Below are 16,023 nucleotides of genomic sequence, written 5' to 3'. Positions count from 1 at the left end.
AGTGAAACCGGAAGATCCGAAAGAACCGAAGGAGCCAGAAGTGAAACCGGAAGATCCGAAAGAACCGAAGGAACCAGAAGTGAAACCGGAAGATCCGAAAGAACCGAAGGAACCAGAAGTGAAACCAGAAGATCCGAAAGAACCGAAGGAGCCAGAAGTGAAACCGGAAGTAAAATTGGAAAAATTAATTAAAGAGCCGCAAGTAAAAACAGAAAGAGAATTACCGAAAACAGGGGCAGCGTCTCCATGGATGATGTCAGTTGGTGCTGGAATTTCATTCTTAGTTGGCGGAGTATTATTCGTATTAGGTAGAAGAAGAAAACAATAATTTTTTCAGACGAAAAGCACACTGAGTTCGATAGTTTATCGAATTCAGTGTGCTTTCGTGGTATATAAAATAAAAGCTCCTTCCACGTATGGAAGGAGCTTTTATTTTTACATATTAAAACATGCTTGAGCTATGCATTGGTTGAAGTTTTGCATTTGGATCGAAGTAAGCTTTTGCATTGTTTACTGCTGTTGGTGCTTCACCGAAGCCGCAAGCAATGAGTTTTACTTTTCCTTCATATGTACAAATGTCACCAGCAGCGTAAATGCCAGGAATATTTGTTTCCATTTTTGAATTTACAAGGATGCTGTTTTTTTGTATATCTAAGCCCCAGTTTTTAATTGGGCCAAGAGAAGAAACGAAGCCATAGTTTATAATTACGTCATCAACATCGATGATAACTTTTTCTTCAGTTTTTACGTGCTGAAGAACGACTTGTTCAATTTTGTCATCACCAATGAGTTCAACTGGAACATACGGTGTACTTACTTCTGCACGAGAATTCATTAAGTTTTCGACGCTATGTTCATGCGCACGGAATTTATCGCGGCGATGAACGATTGTAACTTTTTCAGCGATCGGTTCTAACATCATTGTCCAATCAACAGCTGAATCGCCGCCGCCAAATACTACGACGCGCTTACCGGCAAATTTATTCATATCATCAACGAAATAATGTAAGTTTTTCTTTTCATACTTTGCTGTACCTTCTAATTCTAAGCGGCGTGGTTGGAAAGCACCATTGCCAGCAGTAATAATAACTGATTTAGAATAGTGAGTTTGCTTATTCGTAACAAGTTTAAATATACCGTCAGCTTGTTTTTCAAGCGTATCGACAGCTTCTTCTAAACAAACGGTTGGGTCAAATTTCTTCATTTGCTCTTTTAAGTTATCAACTAATTCTTGTGCGCGCACTTTTGGGAATCCAGCTACATCATAAATGTATTTTTCAGGGTAGAGTGCGGATAATTGTCCTCCAAGTTGAGGTAAGCTTTCAATGATTTTTACACTTGCTTGTCTCATACCGCCATAAAATGCTGTGAACAGCCCTGTTGGACCACCACCAATAATTGTTATGTCGTAAACTTTTTGATTTTCTGCCACTTTCATTCCCCCTATAGATGGAATTTTGATATTGATTTCATATATTGTTCATATGTACACGAAAATCCTGCAAATGATGACACTTTCAAATAAATGATAGCATATTTGAGTTCATAATACTTCTGAAAACGACTGAATTGTGTGTAAGTTTTCGCATAGGTTCTTTTTTATTGTATAAAATATACAGAAAGGAAAATACATGAAAAAAAGTCTAAAAAACCCTTGAAAACGCTATGTTATTTTAAAATATTGATAATTCTCCAGACGCTTGAATTCTGGAATAAAACCGACTAATATAGGGAAGTATTATGTTAAATTTCTATGACAAAATTCGTACGATTTTTTGACTGCGTTTTGTTATGATATAGAATGTGATAAATTCCACATTCTTGACAAATAGAGTTTTTAGTACTTGGTATTATTTCTCATTACTATTATATAAAGAAAAGGGTTGTGATTTGGTGAAGACTCCAAAAATCGTAGTTTTAGGTGCAGGTTATGGCGGGATGATTACGACTGTTCGTCTGCAAAAAGCATTATCTGTAAATGAAGCTGAAATTACGCTAGTAAACAACAACAGCTATCACTACCAAGCGACTTGGTTACACGAGAGCGCAGCTGGTACATTACAAGATGAAAAAATCTGTCTAGATATTCAAGACGTTATTGATACAAATAAAGTAAACTTTGTACAAGACACAGTAGTAGAAATTAAAGCTGCTGAAAAACGCATTATCTTAAAAGACGGCGAGTTAGAGTATGACTACTTAGTAATTGGTCTTGGTTTCGAATCAGAAACATTCGGAATTACAGGATTAAAAGAGCATGCATTCTCAATCGCTAACATTAATGCAACTCGTGAAATTCGTGAGCATATGGAAGCTAGTTTCTCTAAATATGCAACTGAACAACGCGATGAGTTAGTAACAATCGTTGTTGGTGGTGCTGGATTTACTGGTATCGAGTACGTAGGTGAGCTTGCAAACCGTGTTCCTGAACTTTGCAAAGAGTACAATGTACCACGTGAAAAAGCACGTATCATCTGTGTAGAAGCTGCTCCAACAGCACTTCCAGGTTTCGATCCAGCGTTAGTAGAATACGCTGTAAAACAACTTGAGAAAAAAGGTGTAGAATTCCGCATCGGTACAGCAATTAAAGAAGCAACTGAAGAAGGTATTATCGTTGCGAATGGCGATGACACTGAATTAATTAAGTCTGAAACAGTAGTTTGGGCTGCAGGTGTTCGTGGTAACGGTATTGTGGAAGAGTCTGGATTTGAAGCAATGCGCGGACGTGTAAAAGTTGATGAGTACATGCATGCTCCAGGATACGAAGATGTATTCATGGTTGGTGACGCAGCGTTAATCATTAATGAAGAAATTAACCGTCCATACCCACCAACAGCACAAATCGCAATTCAACAAGGTTACAATATTGCACACAACTTAACTGTATTAGTTCGTGGTAAAGGTGAAATGAAAAAATTCGCATTTGATAATAAAGGATCTGTATGTTCTTTAGGTCATGACGATGCAATGGGCGTTGTTATGGGTAAAAAGTTAACAGGTTGGAAAGCTTCCTTCATGAAGAAAGTAATCGATAACCGTTACCTATTCTTATTAGGTGGACCTTTATTAGTTCTTAAAAAAGGTAAATTAAAGTTCTTTTAATATATAGTAGAAAAAGCAGAAACGGCTAAGAGCTGTTTCTGCTTTTTTCATATTAAAAATATAGTATAATATAAAAAGAAAGAATATTCTGTCCGTTCTGAAAGAGGAGGTTATTACATCATGGAGAAACGAGGGAAGGTATGGCTAGCTGTTAGTGGTTTAGTAGCTACAAAAGATGGTAGGTGGCTATTTGTTAAGAAGAAATACAGTGGATTAAAAGGGAAATGGTCTTTACCGGCTGGTTTTGTAAATGAAGGTGAGACGGTTGATGAAGCTGTGAAACGCGAAGTGTTAGAAGAGACAGGCATTGTCGCTCATGTGAAGGGGATCATTGGTGTTCGATCGGGTGTTATTCGTAATGAGATTAGTGATAATATGATTATTTTTCTTTTGGAGCCTGAAGGAGAAAATATTATTATACAGGAGAAAGAATTGTCTGAAGTGGCGTTCTTACATCCGGATAAGATTGTAGACGATCCGAATACGTCTGTGCTTATTAAATATTTGTTAGAAGGAAGATCAGAACTACATCTTGAAGTGGACAAAACATTAAATCCAGGCGAACCATTTGGTTATACAGCTTATCACGTATTTACGGCACGTGCGAAGGAGAGGGGAAAAGAGTGAGTATACCGGTACTACTTATTTCAATGATGTTATTCTTTATTTTGTTCTTTGGAATTGGATTTTTACTCAACATGATTTTGCGAGCTACTTGGGTAATGGTTATTGTGTATCCGATTGTTTGTATGCTCATTATTAATAAAGCGAGTATGTGGGATTATTTTTCAAAACCGAAAGAAACATTTTCTTCATTTGGGACAAGTGTATCGCACTTAGGACAAGCAGACGTATTTATTCTATCTACTGGATTAGTAGGGGCTGCTTTAGCAGGAGTCGTAATCAAGAAACTTCGGAAAAGCGGATATCAAATGTTTTAATCTCCAATTAAGTTGGAGATTATTTTTTTGCATATTCCTTCATGATATAGGGAATGATTAACGATGAAGGAGTGTGGAATATAAAAATGTTAAAACGATATTGTATTCGCATTATGATGACTTGTTTACTTGCAATTGCATTATGCGTAACATGGAATGCTTTCACAGGAGTTTCTTTATTAGAGATTGTAAAGAAGTATGAGGGAACGAGTGCAAAAGAAGTACATGCAGCAGAAGTTAAGAGAAATGTTGCTCCGAGTAAAGAAGTGATAAATGCTTTAGAGCAGGCAAACGACTGGTCTAAATATCGTTCAATTGAAATGACTGCAACAGGTTATACATCGGGGATTGAGTCAACTGGTAAGAGGCCAGGGCATCCAGAGTATGGTATTACATATTCAGGTGTTAAAGTGAAAAGGGATTTATATTCCACAATCGCTGCGGACTTACGCGTATTTCCGATTGGAACGATTCTATTCGTACCAGGTTATGGATATGGTGTAGTAGCTGATAAGGGCGGTGCAATAAAAGGAAACCGTCTTGATCTATATTATGATACGGTGAAAGATGTTTATAGCCAATGGGGTAAGAAAAAAGTAAATGTGTACGTAGTAAAAGTAGGAAATGGTAAGTTTACAGAAGAAGAGTTAACGATGTTAAATCAAGACGAAACGATGCAAGTGTTTCGTGGTCAATATTTAAAACAAAGATAGTCTAGTCGTAATTACGCTAGACTTTTTTTCTTGGCTTATTTCATAATAGAGGGGATTTTACACGTCATATAACTGTAGTTAGAATTGTCGCATTTTATCGAAAATAAAGTTATAATGGTGGTAGAGAAATTTAGGGGGTCTGAACATGTTTCAAGTACAAAAAGAATTAGCAGGTCATGAAGCAGTAATTGTTGCTTTATTTGAAGAAGAGAAAATGAGTAGTTTTGTACAAGAACTGGACAAAGCGTTTGAAGGACAATTACAAGTTTTACTAGAAGAGAAAGAATTATCTACGAAGAAAAAGGCCATTTCGAAAGTGCATAGCTTAGGAAAAACAAATGTGAAACGTTATTACTTTGTTGGTTTAGGCAAGAAAGAGTCTTACACGACAGAAACGTTACGTGCGGCTCTTGGTAAGGCATTTAAAACACTGCAAGCAGCAAAAGTACAAGATGCAGCAATCTTACTTGATTCTTTCGTAACAGAGAAATTAGACGCGATTGATGTTGCTCATATTGCAGCAGAGGTACAAGGCCTTGGTACATATGAATTACAAACGTATAAATCAGATAAAAAGGATCGTGTAGAGTTAGAGAAGTTCACGGCTATTACAGCGGAAGATGCACAAGAAATTGAAGCCGCATTAACAGTTGGCTACGTACATGGACGTGCAACAAATTCAGCTCGTACACTTGTAAATATGCCGCCAAACGTATTAACAGCGACAAAGCTTGCTGAGTATGCTGTTGAATTAGCGGAGAAGTATGATATGGACTATAAAGTTCTTGAGAAAGAAGAGATGGAAGATCTTGGTATGGGTGCGTTACTTGCAGTAAACCAAGGTAGTGTAGAGCCACCAAAAATGATTGCTCTTATTTATAAAGGAAAAGAAGAGTGGACAGATGTCATTGGATTCGTTGGAAAAGGTATTACATACGATACAGGTGGTTATTCTTTAAAACCACGTGAAGGCATGGTCGGTATGAAAGGTGATATGGGTGGTGCAGCTGCTGTATTAGGTGCGATGGAAATTATCGGTGAACTTCGCCCAGAACAAAATGTGATCGCTGTTATTCCTTCAACTGATAACGTTGTAAGTGGTACGGCATTTAAGCCAGACGATGTAATTACATCTATGAGCGGAAAAACAATTGAAGTATTAAATACGGATGCAGAAGGTCGTCTAGCTTTAGCTGACGGTATTACGTATGCGAAAAAACTTGGTGCAAACTACCTTGTTGATGTTGCAACATTAACAGGCGGTGTAATTGTTGCACTTGGAAACTATACGACAGGCGCAATGACAAATAATGAAGAGTTATTTGAGCAAGTGCTAGAGGCTTCTATGGAAACAGATGAGCCAATTTGGCAACTACCGATTTTTGATCGTGATAAAGAACGCGTTCGAAACAGTAAGTTTGCTGATTTAAATAACTCACCAGGCCGTGAAGGACATGCGGTTATGGCAGGTACATTCTTAGGCGAATTCGCTGAAGATACACCGTGGGTACACTTAGATATCGCTGGAACATCAGAAACAAAAGGCGCGCACGACTTAGGTCCAGCTGGAGCAACTGGTGCAATGGTACGTACACTTGCAACACTTGTGGAGCGTTTTGGAGAAGAATGATTTTTTGAAGAAAAGGCTGTCTCAAATTTTTGAGACAGCCTTTTTTATTGGTATTTAATAGTTGATTTTCAATGTTATACTTATGTGATATAATTTTCCCTGTATTAGAAGTAAATAACAATTGAATAGGGAGGGAAAGAAGAGAGTGACAAAAATAGAAGCACTCTTATTATTATGAGGGAAGGGACTTTATCTCAACAAAATATAGTTGTATTGTTTTTTAAACAGTTACGCCCGAAACAGTGGACTAAAAACTTGCTTGTATTTGCAGCGTTAGTCTTTTCAATAAAACAAGTATCTTTAACTATGGTGGCACAAGCTGCAATTTGTTTTGCGCTATTTTGTGCAATATCTGGCTGTGTCTATATTTTAAATGATTTTATGGATATTGAGGCAGATCGACAACACCCTGTTAAGCGATATCGACCGATGGCATCGGGGGCATTAAATCCGTACTTTGCTATTACGGCAGGTTGTGTTATTTTAGTAGCGTCTTTAGTAGTTTCATACATATTAAATCCGTTATTGTGCTTAGTATTAGCAGCCTATTTTATTTTAAATGTAGCGTATTCAATTCGTTTAAAGCACGTTGTAATCATTGATATTTTAATTATTGCAGCTGGATTTGTTTTACGAGCATTGGCCGGTGGATTAGTTATTCAAGTGCCATTTACACCGTGGTTTTTATTATGTACATTATTACTGTCACTATTCTTGGCTATTAATAAAAGAAGACATGAATTAGTATTGTTACAGAATAATAAAGGTTCTCATAGAAAAGTATTAGAAAGTTATTCTCCTGCTTTGTTAGACCAATTAAGTACAATTGTTACATCGGCAACTATTGTAACTTATGCTATCTTTACTTTTAATGCAGGGAAAAGTATCTATTTAATGTGGACAATCCCATTTGTAATTTACGGGATTTTTCGTTATTTATATTTAGTTCACATGGAAGATAAAGGTGGAGAACCAGATAAAGTTTTATTAGAGGATCAGCATATTTTAATAACAGTGTTGTTATATGCGATAACAGTTATTATTATACTATTGAACTTTTAATTACTCTATTCGGGTTTGTTAAAACGTTTAAGAGGAGTGTCTTAAACGTTTTTTATTTGGAATAAAATATTTTTTGAATATAAACGGTTAAGGAGTATAGAGATGCAACAATTTTTAATGATTATTTTATCAGTTGGTATGGGAGTTGTAGGGCAAATTTTATTAAAGTTTGGCGCAATGAAATCACAAAGTTCAGCGGCTGTAGGTATTATGAATTTCATTAACGTACCGAACTTTTTCGGACTAGCTTTTTACGGTTTAAGTGCATTATTATGGATGATTGTGCTGAGAAAGGTTGATTTAAGTTATGCATACCCAATGGTGAGTTTCGGATATGTATTTGTTATTATTGCGTCAGCATTATTATTTGGTGAAACAATCAATTTCATGAAAATTGCTGGAATGGTATGTATAGTAGCTGGCATTTTATTTATTGCAAAATCATAGGAGGTAAAGCAATGGGAACATATTTATATTGTATACTTCCATTTATAGCTTGGGTAGCTTCGGGAGTATTGAAATTTTTAGTGAATTATCTTCGTTCTGGAAAAGATGCTTTTCGTTTAGTTGGAAATGGTGGATTTCCTAGCACGCATACAACGATTTTATCAAGTATGGTCATGACAATAGGGTTTCATGAAGGATTTAATACACCGATGTTTGGAATCGGGATGGCAATTTTAACAATTGTTATCATTGATGCCACAGGACTTCGCCGTACAGTTGGTAAACATGCAAGAATGTTGAATAAACATATAAGTTCGGAAGAAGAAAAATTAAGAGAGCGTCAAGGACATCATTGGCATGAGATTTTTGGTGGGCTTGTGTTAGGAACAGTTATTGGATACGTGGCACATCTAATTATGTTATTTCTACCGTAGAGAGGAGAAGAAGTATTGAATATTTGGAATGATTATAAAGGAAAGGGGATATTAGCCCTTGTCCTTTTCATTTTTTATTGGTCATTTTATTTTTTTATCGGTTGGAAAATGGATACTCACTCTAAGCTTTTTATTGAAGCGTGGGTGGTTGATACCTATTTTTCTTTTGATCAAGGATATTATATCATCTCCTTTTTCCTTGAAAAAGTAGATGTAGCAGCGGCGACCTGGTTCCGACATCCATTCCTTTATTATTTTATTCAACAATTCATGTGGATGCTGGAGACAGTAAAAGTAGGGAATATTGTACATGGTATTATATTCATTCAAACGTTTTTAAGCGCGTTCAGTGTAGTGATGATTTATACATTATGCTGTAAAATTTGTAAGAATACGATTGTTTCTTTTTTACTAGCGGTCATGTATGGATTTTCAGCTACAATGTTAGTTATTACGTGGACACCAGAATCTTTTAGCTATGCAAATTTCACATTGGTACTTATGTGCTTTGTATGCTATCCATTTATTACAGGGGAAAAAGAAGCGAAAATAGGATTTAGTATTGCGAATGTATTGTTGGCAATAGTAATAACAGGGGTTACATTAACCAATTCGTTTATGTGGTTTTTAGGTAGTCTGATGAGTTATAAGAAACTACGGAAAAAAATTATTTGGACTGGTATTTCGATTGTTATTGTCGTGGTCCTGTTTGTATTAGCAATGAACGCAAATAATGTCGTTCTTATCGAAGGATTAAAGGGTAGTATGGACTTTGCTGCGCAAGGACAGAGTTTTTCACCAGAATACGTTAAGCCATCAGGTATATTAGTATTTCATCTATTATTAGGATCTTCATTCATCTTTGGACCATTCTCGGAAGTTACTTTAAGACAAGGTGAGCAATTCGCACAATTAAATATACTTCCATCGCATACTATGATCGGGTGGATTGTGATTGTATCTGTGTATGCTTTTATAATAGTAGCTGTATGGAAAAACTTTAGAAAAGAGCCTTTCGTAAGGTTTTTAAGTTTCTGTTTACTATTTAATATTGTTTTACATGGAATTATTGGTTTTGGGGCATCTGAAGCATTTATTTATGGCGCACATATGCTGTTTACAATACCGTTATTATTGGCATATGGTTTTAAAGTGATGAGACGTGTAAAAGTAGTTGCTTTATGTTTAATATTAATATTAATAATTATAAATAATTTTGAAAGTATGCTATATTTTTATCATTTTGCAGTCTCCAATTATTCTTTATAATAAAATAGATTTTTAATAAAAGGGTACTTTATATAGGATTTCTAAAGTACCCTTTTTTACTATTTCTTAAAAATAGATAAAAAATAATAGCTAGAAGTGAAGCATTTTAGAAAACATATAGTTGTTATGAAAGAGGTCTAAACATGTTTTGAGTACAAAAAGAGTAGTAAGTGTACTTAGACATCCCTGTGAGCAAATAATTTATGGTCAGCTCGAGCAATGGTATAGGTAATTCGTATACTTTTCGAGCATTTTGTAGAAGAATAATTTTTTGAAGAAGAAGCTGTCTCAAATTTTGGAGACAGCTTTTTCTATTGATATGGTAGGTGTATTTGGTGGTAATTCGATATAACTTCATTTACTACCGTGCTGTTCAAAAAAGTGATAAAAAGTGTTTATAAAGAAATCGTATACAAAATCCCGTTTAAAGCAAAAGAAGTACGGCCCGTTTCTTCAGAGACAACTAATATAAGTGCATCACTCTTTTCTGATAAGCCAATTGCAGCTCTGTGACGTGTTCCTAGCTCAGGATCAACTTCTGTACTTTTCGTTAAAGGAAGAATATTAGCAGCTGAGACAATATGATTATTTTTTACGAGAACGGCACCGTCATGAAGAGGGTTACCTGGATAAAATATTGATTCGAGTAATGGTGCAGTTAAATGAGCGTTTAATGTCGTTCCAGTTTGAATGAGAGCTTCAAGCATCTCGTTTCTTTCCACAACGATAAGAGCACCATGTTTTCTGGCGCTTAAGTGTTGGATAGCTGTCGTAATAAAAGATGAACTTTCCGTATAAGGTGATAAATATGCCTGAATATAGTATGTAGCTGCCAATGTTTGTACATTTGCTAACATATGATGAATATCTTCCATTTTGCATAAAATACATTCGTCTTCTTTATCGATTGCGTTCCTCATAATCGATAGTTCTTTTTCAGCAATTTCAATCATTTGCTTTGTTTGTATTTTGAGCTCTTCTGACAAGCCCCATTCGTGCATAATCCTCATTCCCTTTAGTGGAGTATTTAACAATAGTGTATACAAATATTCCTAGTAAAATCCTGCTAGATTTTATAAAATATTGAGATACAGCATGTTTTTTTCATATAATAAAGGTATGACGAGCGAGAGGAGAGAGAAGAATGAATTGGAAACAAGAATTTAGTCGCTGGCTTTCTTACGCACAATTAGATGCAGAATTAAAAGAACAGCTAGAAAATATGAAGCAAGATGAGAAGAAAATCGAGGATAGCTTTTATAAAAATCTAGAGTTTGGCACAGGTGGTATGCGTGGTGAACTTGGTGCTGGTACGAACCGTTTAAACGTATATACAGTTCGTAAAGCAACAAAAGGATTAGCAAGCTTTATTGAAAAATTAGGTGAGGAAGCGAAAAAACGCGGTGTTGTTGTAGCCTATGATTCTCGTCATAAATCACCTGAGTTCGCAATGGAAGTTGCTGCTACACTTGGGGCACGCGGTATCACAACATATGTGTTTGAAAGCTTACGTCCAACGCCAGTACTTTCTTTCGCAGTTCGTCATTTACATACAGTAAGTGGAATCGTTCTTACGGCAAGCCATAATCCACCTGAATATAACGGATACAAAGTATACGGTGAAGATGGTGGACAGTTACCTCCAAAAGAAGCAGATGAGTTAATTAGCTACGTAAATGCAGTAGAAGATGAATTAACAGTTGAAGTCGCTGATGTAGAGCAATTAAAAGCTGACGGTTTATTACATATTATTGGACAAGAAGTAGATGATGCATATGCTGCAGAATTGAACAATGTCATCATTAATAAAGAAATGGTGCAAAAGGTCGGCAAAGACTTAAAAATCGTCTTTACACCATTGCACGGAACATCAAATATTTCTGTACGCCGTGGTTTAAAAGAAGTTGGATTTACAGATGTAACAGTTGTAAAAGAGCAAGAGTTACCAGATCCAAACTTCTCTACAGTAAAATCACCGAACCCAGAAGAGCACGCAGCGTTTGAGTATGCCATTCGTGATGGTGAAAAGGTAGGCGCAGATGTATTAATCGCAACTGATCCTGACGCAGACCGCCTTGGTGTAGCAGTGCGTAATCATAATGGTGAGTTCCAAGTATTAACAGGAAACCAAACAGGTGCATTAATGCTTGATTACTTACTATCTCAAAAGAAAGAAAACGGAACGCTTCCGGAGAACGGTGTCGTATTAAAAACAATCGTAACGTCTGAGATTGGCCGTACAATTGCGAAAGCATACGGTTTAGATACAGTTGATACGTTAACTGGATTTAAATTTATCGGTGAGAAAATTAGGCAGTATGAAGAAAGCGGACAATATGAATTCCAATTCGGTTATGAGGAAAGCTATGGTTATTTAATCCGCCCATTCTGCCGTGATAAAGATGCAGTACAATCTGTCCTATTTGCATGTGAAGTAGCTGCATACTACAAATCACAAGGGAAAACGTTATATGACGGTCTATTAGAAGTATTTGAGAAGTACGGTTTCTTCCGTGAAGACCTTGTATCGTTAACGTTAAAAGGAAAAGATGGAGCGGAAAAAATCCAAGAGATGATGGCAACGTTTCGTGAGAATCCGCCGAAAGAAGTAGCAGGCTTAACAGTCGTAGCAGTGGAAGACTATAAAGCAAGCATCGTTACATCTTTACAAGATGGACATAAAGAAGAGATTCACTTACCGAAATCAAATGTGTTAAAATATCAATTAGAGGATGGTTCATGGTTCTGCCTACGTCCATCTGGAACTGAGCCGAAGATTAAGTTTTACTTTGGTGTAAAAGATAGTTCTTTACAAAATAGTGAACAAAAGTTACTTACTATTAAAGAAGACATTATGAATCGTTTATAATACAAAGTAATTTTAAGTAGTAAGGAACAAAAGGGAGCGAAATCTCCCTTTTGTTTTATGTAGGAAATGATTGCTATTGATTCCGACAGGAGAGAGGGTATTTTGTGATGAAAAAAGTAAGAAAAGCGATAATCCCAGCAGCTGGATTAGGAACACGTTTTTTACCAGCAACGAAAGCAATGCCGAAAGAAATGTTACCGATAGTAGATAAACCAACGATCCAATACATTGTAGAAGAAGCAGTGAAATCGGGTATCGAAGATATTATTATCGTTACTGGTAAAACAAAGCGTTCTATTGAAGATCATTTTGATAATGCATTTGAACTAGAACAAAACTTATTAGAGAAGAAAAAATATGAGTTGCTTGAAAAAGTACAAGCTTCTTCAAAAATGGTAGATATTCATTATATCCGTCAAAAAGAGCCGAAGGGACTAGGACATGCTGTTTGGTGTGCGCGTAAATTCATTGGTGATGAGCCGTTTGCAGTGTTACTAGGTGATGATATTGTCCAAGCTGAGAAACCGTGTTTACGTCAATTAATGGATGAGTATGAAAAAACACTTTCTTCTGTTATTGGTGTACAAACTGTTCCAGAGTCGGAAACACATCGCTATGGAATTATCGATCCATTAGAACAAGAAGGTCGTCGTTACCAAGTTCGCAATTTCGTTGAGAAACCAGCACAAGGTACAGCTCCTTCAAACTTAGCAATTATGGGCCGTTACATTTTAACGCCTGAAATCTTTATGTTCTTAGAACAGCAACATGTCGGTGCTGGTGGTGAAATTCAATTAACAGATGCAATCCAAAGCTTAAATGAAATCCAACGTGTATTTGCTTACGATTTCGAAGGAAAGCGCTACGACGTAGGTGAAAAGCTAGGATTCGTTCAAACGACAATTGAAATGGCCCTGCAACACCCAGAATTACGTGATGACATGGTTGCAATGATGAAGAAAATTTTAGAAGAACAAGCGAATCAAGAGTCTTAATTTATAGGTAAAGTCCCTTTTGGATGTACAGTAGAGATATGTAATTTACTGTGCAATCTAAAGGGGACTTTTTATGAAAAAAAGACACTCTAGAGAGAGTGTCTTTAATTAGGACTTAAGTTTTTATCGGTCGGCTTCAATTCATTAGCTTTTGATTTAATTTCATTAGAAATAGCGATATTAATATTTCCGGCAGATTTTTTGTATTCTTGAATTAATGTATTAACATTTTGATTAAATGTAATTAAACTACCGCTTGGAGATTGAGATTGTTCATTAAGTGCAGTCACAATACCATACATTTTTTTATATTCTTCATAGGTTTCTTTGTACTTACTTGGCTGTTCTTTTGCAGCCTCAGAGACCAACCTTAAATCTCTTCCCATGCCGTTATAAAATACATCTACAGCTACAACCATATGATCAATTTCTTTTTTCTTAGATCTAAGAGCAGTATTGAAATCACTTCGGTTATTTATTGCGTTTGACCATGTAGTTGAATACTCGGACAATACATATGATGCAGAGTATTCGAAAGTTTCTATGGTGTTATAAAAAGATGCTGCAGCCTTTAAGTAATCAGCTTCTTTTTTCTTTTGAACTTGAATAGCCTGATATTCTTCCTCTATATTCGTTACTTTTGATATGGTGAAAAGGAAAATAAGGATTGATATAACTGATGTAAGAAATAGTATTATAGATGTTATAAAAACTTTTTTTGCTGCTACTTTTCGTATTTTCTTAATTAATCCGATGATAATAAAGATTACAGCCGCGCATAAACTAATTATAGTAAGAAATAGCAAGAAGAATGCTATACCGTTTCCAAGCATATAGTTCATTCCTAACTCGCCGTTTCCATATAATGTATAACTTCTGTATATACATAGCATGAAAAGTAAAGATAGTACGCCTACACCTATTTTAATAAGTGTGTTTTTTGATAGTTTCACTGACTTTCCTCCAGAACATTGTTTTAATTAAATGTACAAAATATAAGATTTTCTGGACTATCATAACAAAATTTATTTTTAATATGTGTCGTATATTGTCGAAAATAAAAAATGAGTTATTTCAGTATACTGAAATAACTCATTTTTTTTATTATGAAATCGTCGAATGAGAATGCTGATAAGCAGAGCGACGCACAGCATAGTATATGCGAGGTGCGATAATAGCACCGATAATTGTAAATGCAATATCTTTTACTGCAAACCACATCATAATCATCCAAGCAGCTTTATAGCTCATATTACCGCCCATAAAGAGATTGACTGCTCCGTACATGTAAGTAGTACCGATTATATAAGTTAAAATAATTCCAGTGAAAGAGGCAATTGCAAATGTAATGAAAGTGGGTCTTTCTTTTTGTTCTACTAGTTTTCCTGATACGTAAGCAACGATAATAAATGCGATAATAAAACCACCAGTAGGATCTAAAAGTGCTCCAAATCCAGCTTTGAAGTTAGCGAAGATTGGTGCGCCGGCTAAGCCAACGAGCATATATACAGTCATGGATAAGGCACCAAGTCTACTTCCAAGAAGAAGACCTGCTAAAATTGCGAAAAATGGTTGCATAGATAATGGGATGCCTGCTACTTGTAAGAAAGGTGCCCAAGATACAATATTTGCACCGATGGCCATAAGAGCAACGAACATGGCAGCTAATGCTAAATCTAAAACATGAAATCTTCTCATAATGTTAACCTCCTGTTGTTTTTAGGTTAACATTATCGTAGCGAAAATATTTACTTGTTGTCAATCAAAATATTTTGATAAGAAGGCTTTAAATAGTCTCTTAGCAACGTATATGGAATACGAAATTGCGGAATTCCACTTGAATAGGGAGCAATCTCATATAAAGGGAAATAAATGACGAGATTGTCTGGCTCTAAAAAGAAGTGAAATTTTTTCATACTCATTACTTTTTCAGTTGCATCAGGAAAATAAATGCTTTCATTTTGTTTAATTTGTCGTACAATCTCTGCACGGATTACATCTTTATATTTATCCTTTTGTTGAAATAAATCGTCTAAGTGCAGCACCTTTTTTTCGTTTAAATCAAATGTATTTGCCTTCCACGTATAAAGACCGTGTGCTCCGCCAGTATATTGATAGTAATTCACATATAGGCTAAGAAAAGGTGGTTTGTTTAAAGAGACTTTATAATCAACATTTGCTACGTACGGATGAAAGGGTGTACTAGATCCTGCTGTCTCTTTATAATATTTTTTTGCTTCTTTTTCTAATTTGTTTTTAAATTTGTCAGTGGATTTTTTGTAGTATAAATTGAGTTTATTTTGAAATTTAGAATCAGAAAAGTTGTGAAAAGAAGGCCTATTTATTTGATATTCTATATAAGGTTTCTTACCTTTTTGCGTTACAGTCTTAACATCGATTGTCAGGTTAGATGCTTTGGCTGTTATTGCACAATTTGGTACAATAGTCAGCAAGGAGAACATAAGCAGTAATATACAAAATTTCTGTTTCATTTAGGTGAAGCCTCCTTATATAAGTGTTATAAGTAGTTTGAAAATAAATAGGTAAAATTATACATTTAA

General features: G+C 35.5%; 17 protein-coding genes. 12 read left to right on the top strand and 5 right to left on the bottom strand.

Annotated elements, in window-relative coordinates; genetic code table 11:
• Nucleotides 1–328 (top strand): LPXTG cell wall anchor domain-containing protein (locus ACTFR3_RS29125; protein ID WP_440045114.1); only part of this gene is annotated, 328 nt, incomplete at its 5' end.
• Nucleotides 329–442: 114 nt separating this feature from the next.
• Here ACTFR3_RS29125 and ACTFR3_RS29120 read toward each other — a convergent pair.
• On the bottom strand, nt 443–1,432 hold the full coding sequence (locus ACTFR3_RS29120; RefSeq protein ID WP_000829784.1) for an NAD(P)/FAD-dependent oxidoreductase: 990 nt from the start codon (nt 1,430–1,432) through the stop codon (nt 443–445).
• A gap of 461 nt (nt 1,433–1,893) precedes the next feature.
• Between ACTFR3_RS29120 and ACTFR3_RS29115 the strand changes: the two genes are divergently transcribed.
• The 9 genes from ACTFR3_RS29115 (at nt 1,894) to ACTFR3_RS29075 (ending at nt 9,598) form a co-directional block, all read left to right on the top strand.
• Entirely contained in the window at nt 1,894–3,102 is a 1,209-nt protein-coding gene (locus tag ACTFR3_RS29115; RefSeq protein ID WP_000856612.1) for an NAD(P)/FAD-dependent oxidoreductase, read from the top strand.
• A 120-nt stretch (nt 3,103–3,222) separates the two neighbouring features.
• Entirely contained in the window at nt 3,223–3,729 is a 507-nt protein-coding gene (locus ACTFR3_RS29110) for an NUDIX hydrolase (RefSeq protein ID WP_000415315.1), read from the top strand.
• Entirely contained in the window at nt 3,726–4,043 is a 318-nt protein-coding gene (locus ACTFR3_RS29105; RefSeq protein WP_000027016.1) for a YuiB family protein, read from the top strand. Before ACTFR3_RS29110 ends, ACTFR3_RS29105 begins: the two co-directional genes overlap by 4 nt.
• An 86-nt stretch (nt 4,044–4,129) precedes the next feature.
• A complete protein-coding gene (locus ACTFR3_RS29100; protein ID WP_000920103.1) occupies nt 4,130–4,756 on the top strand; it encodes a 3D domain-containing protein in 627 nt (208 codons plus the stop codon).
• A 145-nt stretch (nt 4,757–4,901) separates the two neighbouring features.
• Nucleotides 4,902–6,386, top strand: a complete 1,485-nt coding sequence (pepA, locus tag ACTFR3_RS29095) for a cytosol aminopeptidase (protein WP_000487944.1) — start codon at nt 4,902–4,904, stop codon at nt 6,384–6,386.
• A gap of 174 nt (nt 6,387–6,560) precedes the next feature.
• Nucleotides 6,561–7,448 carry a decaprenyl-phosphate phosphoribosyltransferase gene (locus tag ACTFR3_RS29090; RefSeq protein ID WP_016123674.1) on the top strand — a complete coding sequence of 296 codons (888 nt, stop codon included), beginning with the start codon at nt 6,561–6,563 and terminating at the stop codon, nt 7,446–7,448.
• Between the two features lie 102 nt (nt 7,449–7,550).
• Complete coding sequence (locus tag ACTFR3_RS29085) at nt 7,551–7,895, top strand: EamA family transporter (RefSeq protein WP_001183889.1); 345 nt, start codon at nt 7,551–7,553, stop codon at nt 7,893–7,895.
• Between the two features lie 11 nt (nt 7,896–7,906).
• Nucleotides 7,907–8,329 (top strand): divergent PAP2 family protein, encoded by a 423-nt coding sequence (locus ACTFR3_RS29080; protein WP_000537660.1) that lies wholly within the window; start codon nt 7,907–7,909, stop codon nt 8,327–8,329.
• Nucleotides 8,330–8,344: 15 nt separating this feature from the next.
• The gene (locus ACTFR3_RS29075) at nt 8,345–9,598 is read left to right on the top strand and encodes a DUF6080 domain-containing protein (protein ID WP_065212301.1); all 1,254 of its coding nucleotides are present in this window, start codon (nt 8,345–8,347) and stop codon (nt 9,596–9,598) included.
• Nucleotides 9,599–9,993: 395 nt separating this feature from the next.
• Here ACTFR3_RS29075 and cdaS read toward each other — a convergent pair whose 3' ends face one another.
• Entirely contained in the window at nt 9,994–10,599 is a 606-nt protein-coding gene (gene cdaS, locus ACTFR3_RS29070; protein ID WP_440045113.1) for a sporulation-specific diadenylate cyclase CdaS, read from the bottom strand.
• Between the two features lie 143 nt (nt 10,600–10,742).
• On the opposite strand from cdaS, the gene ACTFR3_RS29065 reads away from it, so the two are divergent.
• Both ACTFR3_RS29065 and galU read left to right on the top strand, forming a co-directional pair.
• On the top strand, nt 10,743–12,467 hold the full coding sequence (locus ACTFR3_RS29065) for a phospho-sugar mutase (protein WP_001104221.1): 1,725 nt from the start codon (nt 10,743–10,745) through the stop codon (nt 12,465–12,467).
• Nucleotides 12,468–12,574: 107 nt separating this feature from the next.
• Complete coding sequence (gene galU / locus ACTFR3_RS29060) at nt 12,575–13,462, top strand: UTP--glucose-1-phosphate uridylyltransferase GalU (RefSeq protein WP_002097988.1); 888 nt, start codon at nt 12,575–12,577, stop codon at nt 13,460–13,462.
• Between the two features lie 104 nt (nt 13,463–13,566).
• Here the strand turns inward: galU and ACTFR3_RS29055 are convergent, their stop codons facing one another.
• The 3 genes from ACTFR3_RS29055 to ACTFR3_RS29045 form a co-directional block, all read right to left on the bottom strand.
• Nucleotides 13,567–14,415, bottom strand: coding sequence for a hypothetical protein (locus ACTFR3_RS29055; protein ID WP_440045112.1), 849 nt, complete (start codon nt 14,413–14,415; stop codon nt 13,567–13,569).
• Nucleotides 14,416–14,566: 151 nt separating this feature from the next.
• Nucleotides 14,567–15,160, bottom strand: a complete 594-nt coding sequence (locus tag ACTFR3_RS29050; protein ID WP_001252150.1) for a biotin transporter BioY — start codon at nt 15,158–15,160, stop codon at nt 14,567–14,569.
• A gap of 50 nt (nt 15,161–15,210) precedes the next feature.
• Nucleotides 15,211–15,954, bottom strand: a complete 744-nt coding sequence (locus ACTFR3_RS29045) for a DUF3298 and DUF4163 domain-containing protein (RefSeq protein ID WP_000810326.1) — start codon at nt 15,952–15,954, stop codon at nt 15,211–15,213.
• Between the last annotated feature and the right edge of the window lie 69 nt (nt 15,955–16,023).

The organism is Bacillus cereus group sp. MYBK14-1 (assembly GCF_051916885.1).
In the GTDB taxonomy this organism is placed as follows: domain Bacteria; phylum Bacillota; class Bacilli; order Bacillales; family Bacillaceae_G; genus Bacillus_A; species Bacillus_A cereus.
The sequence above is the reverse complement of the archived record's forward strand: the minus strand, read 5'-3'. Positions and strand labels throughout refer to the sequence as shown.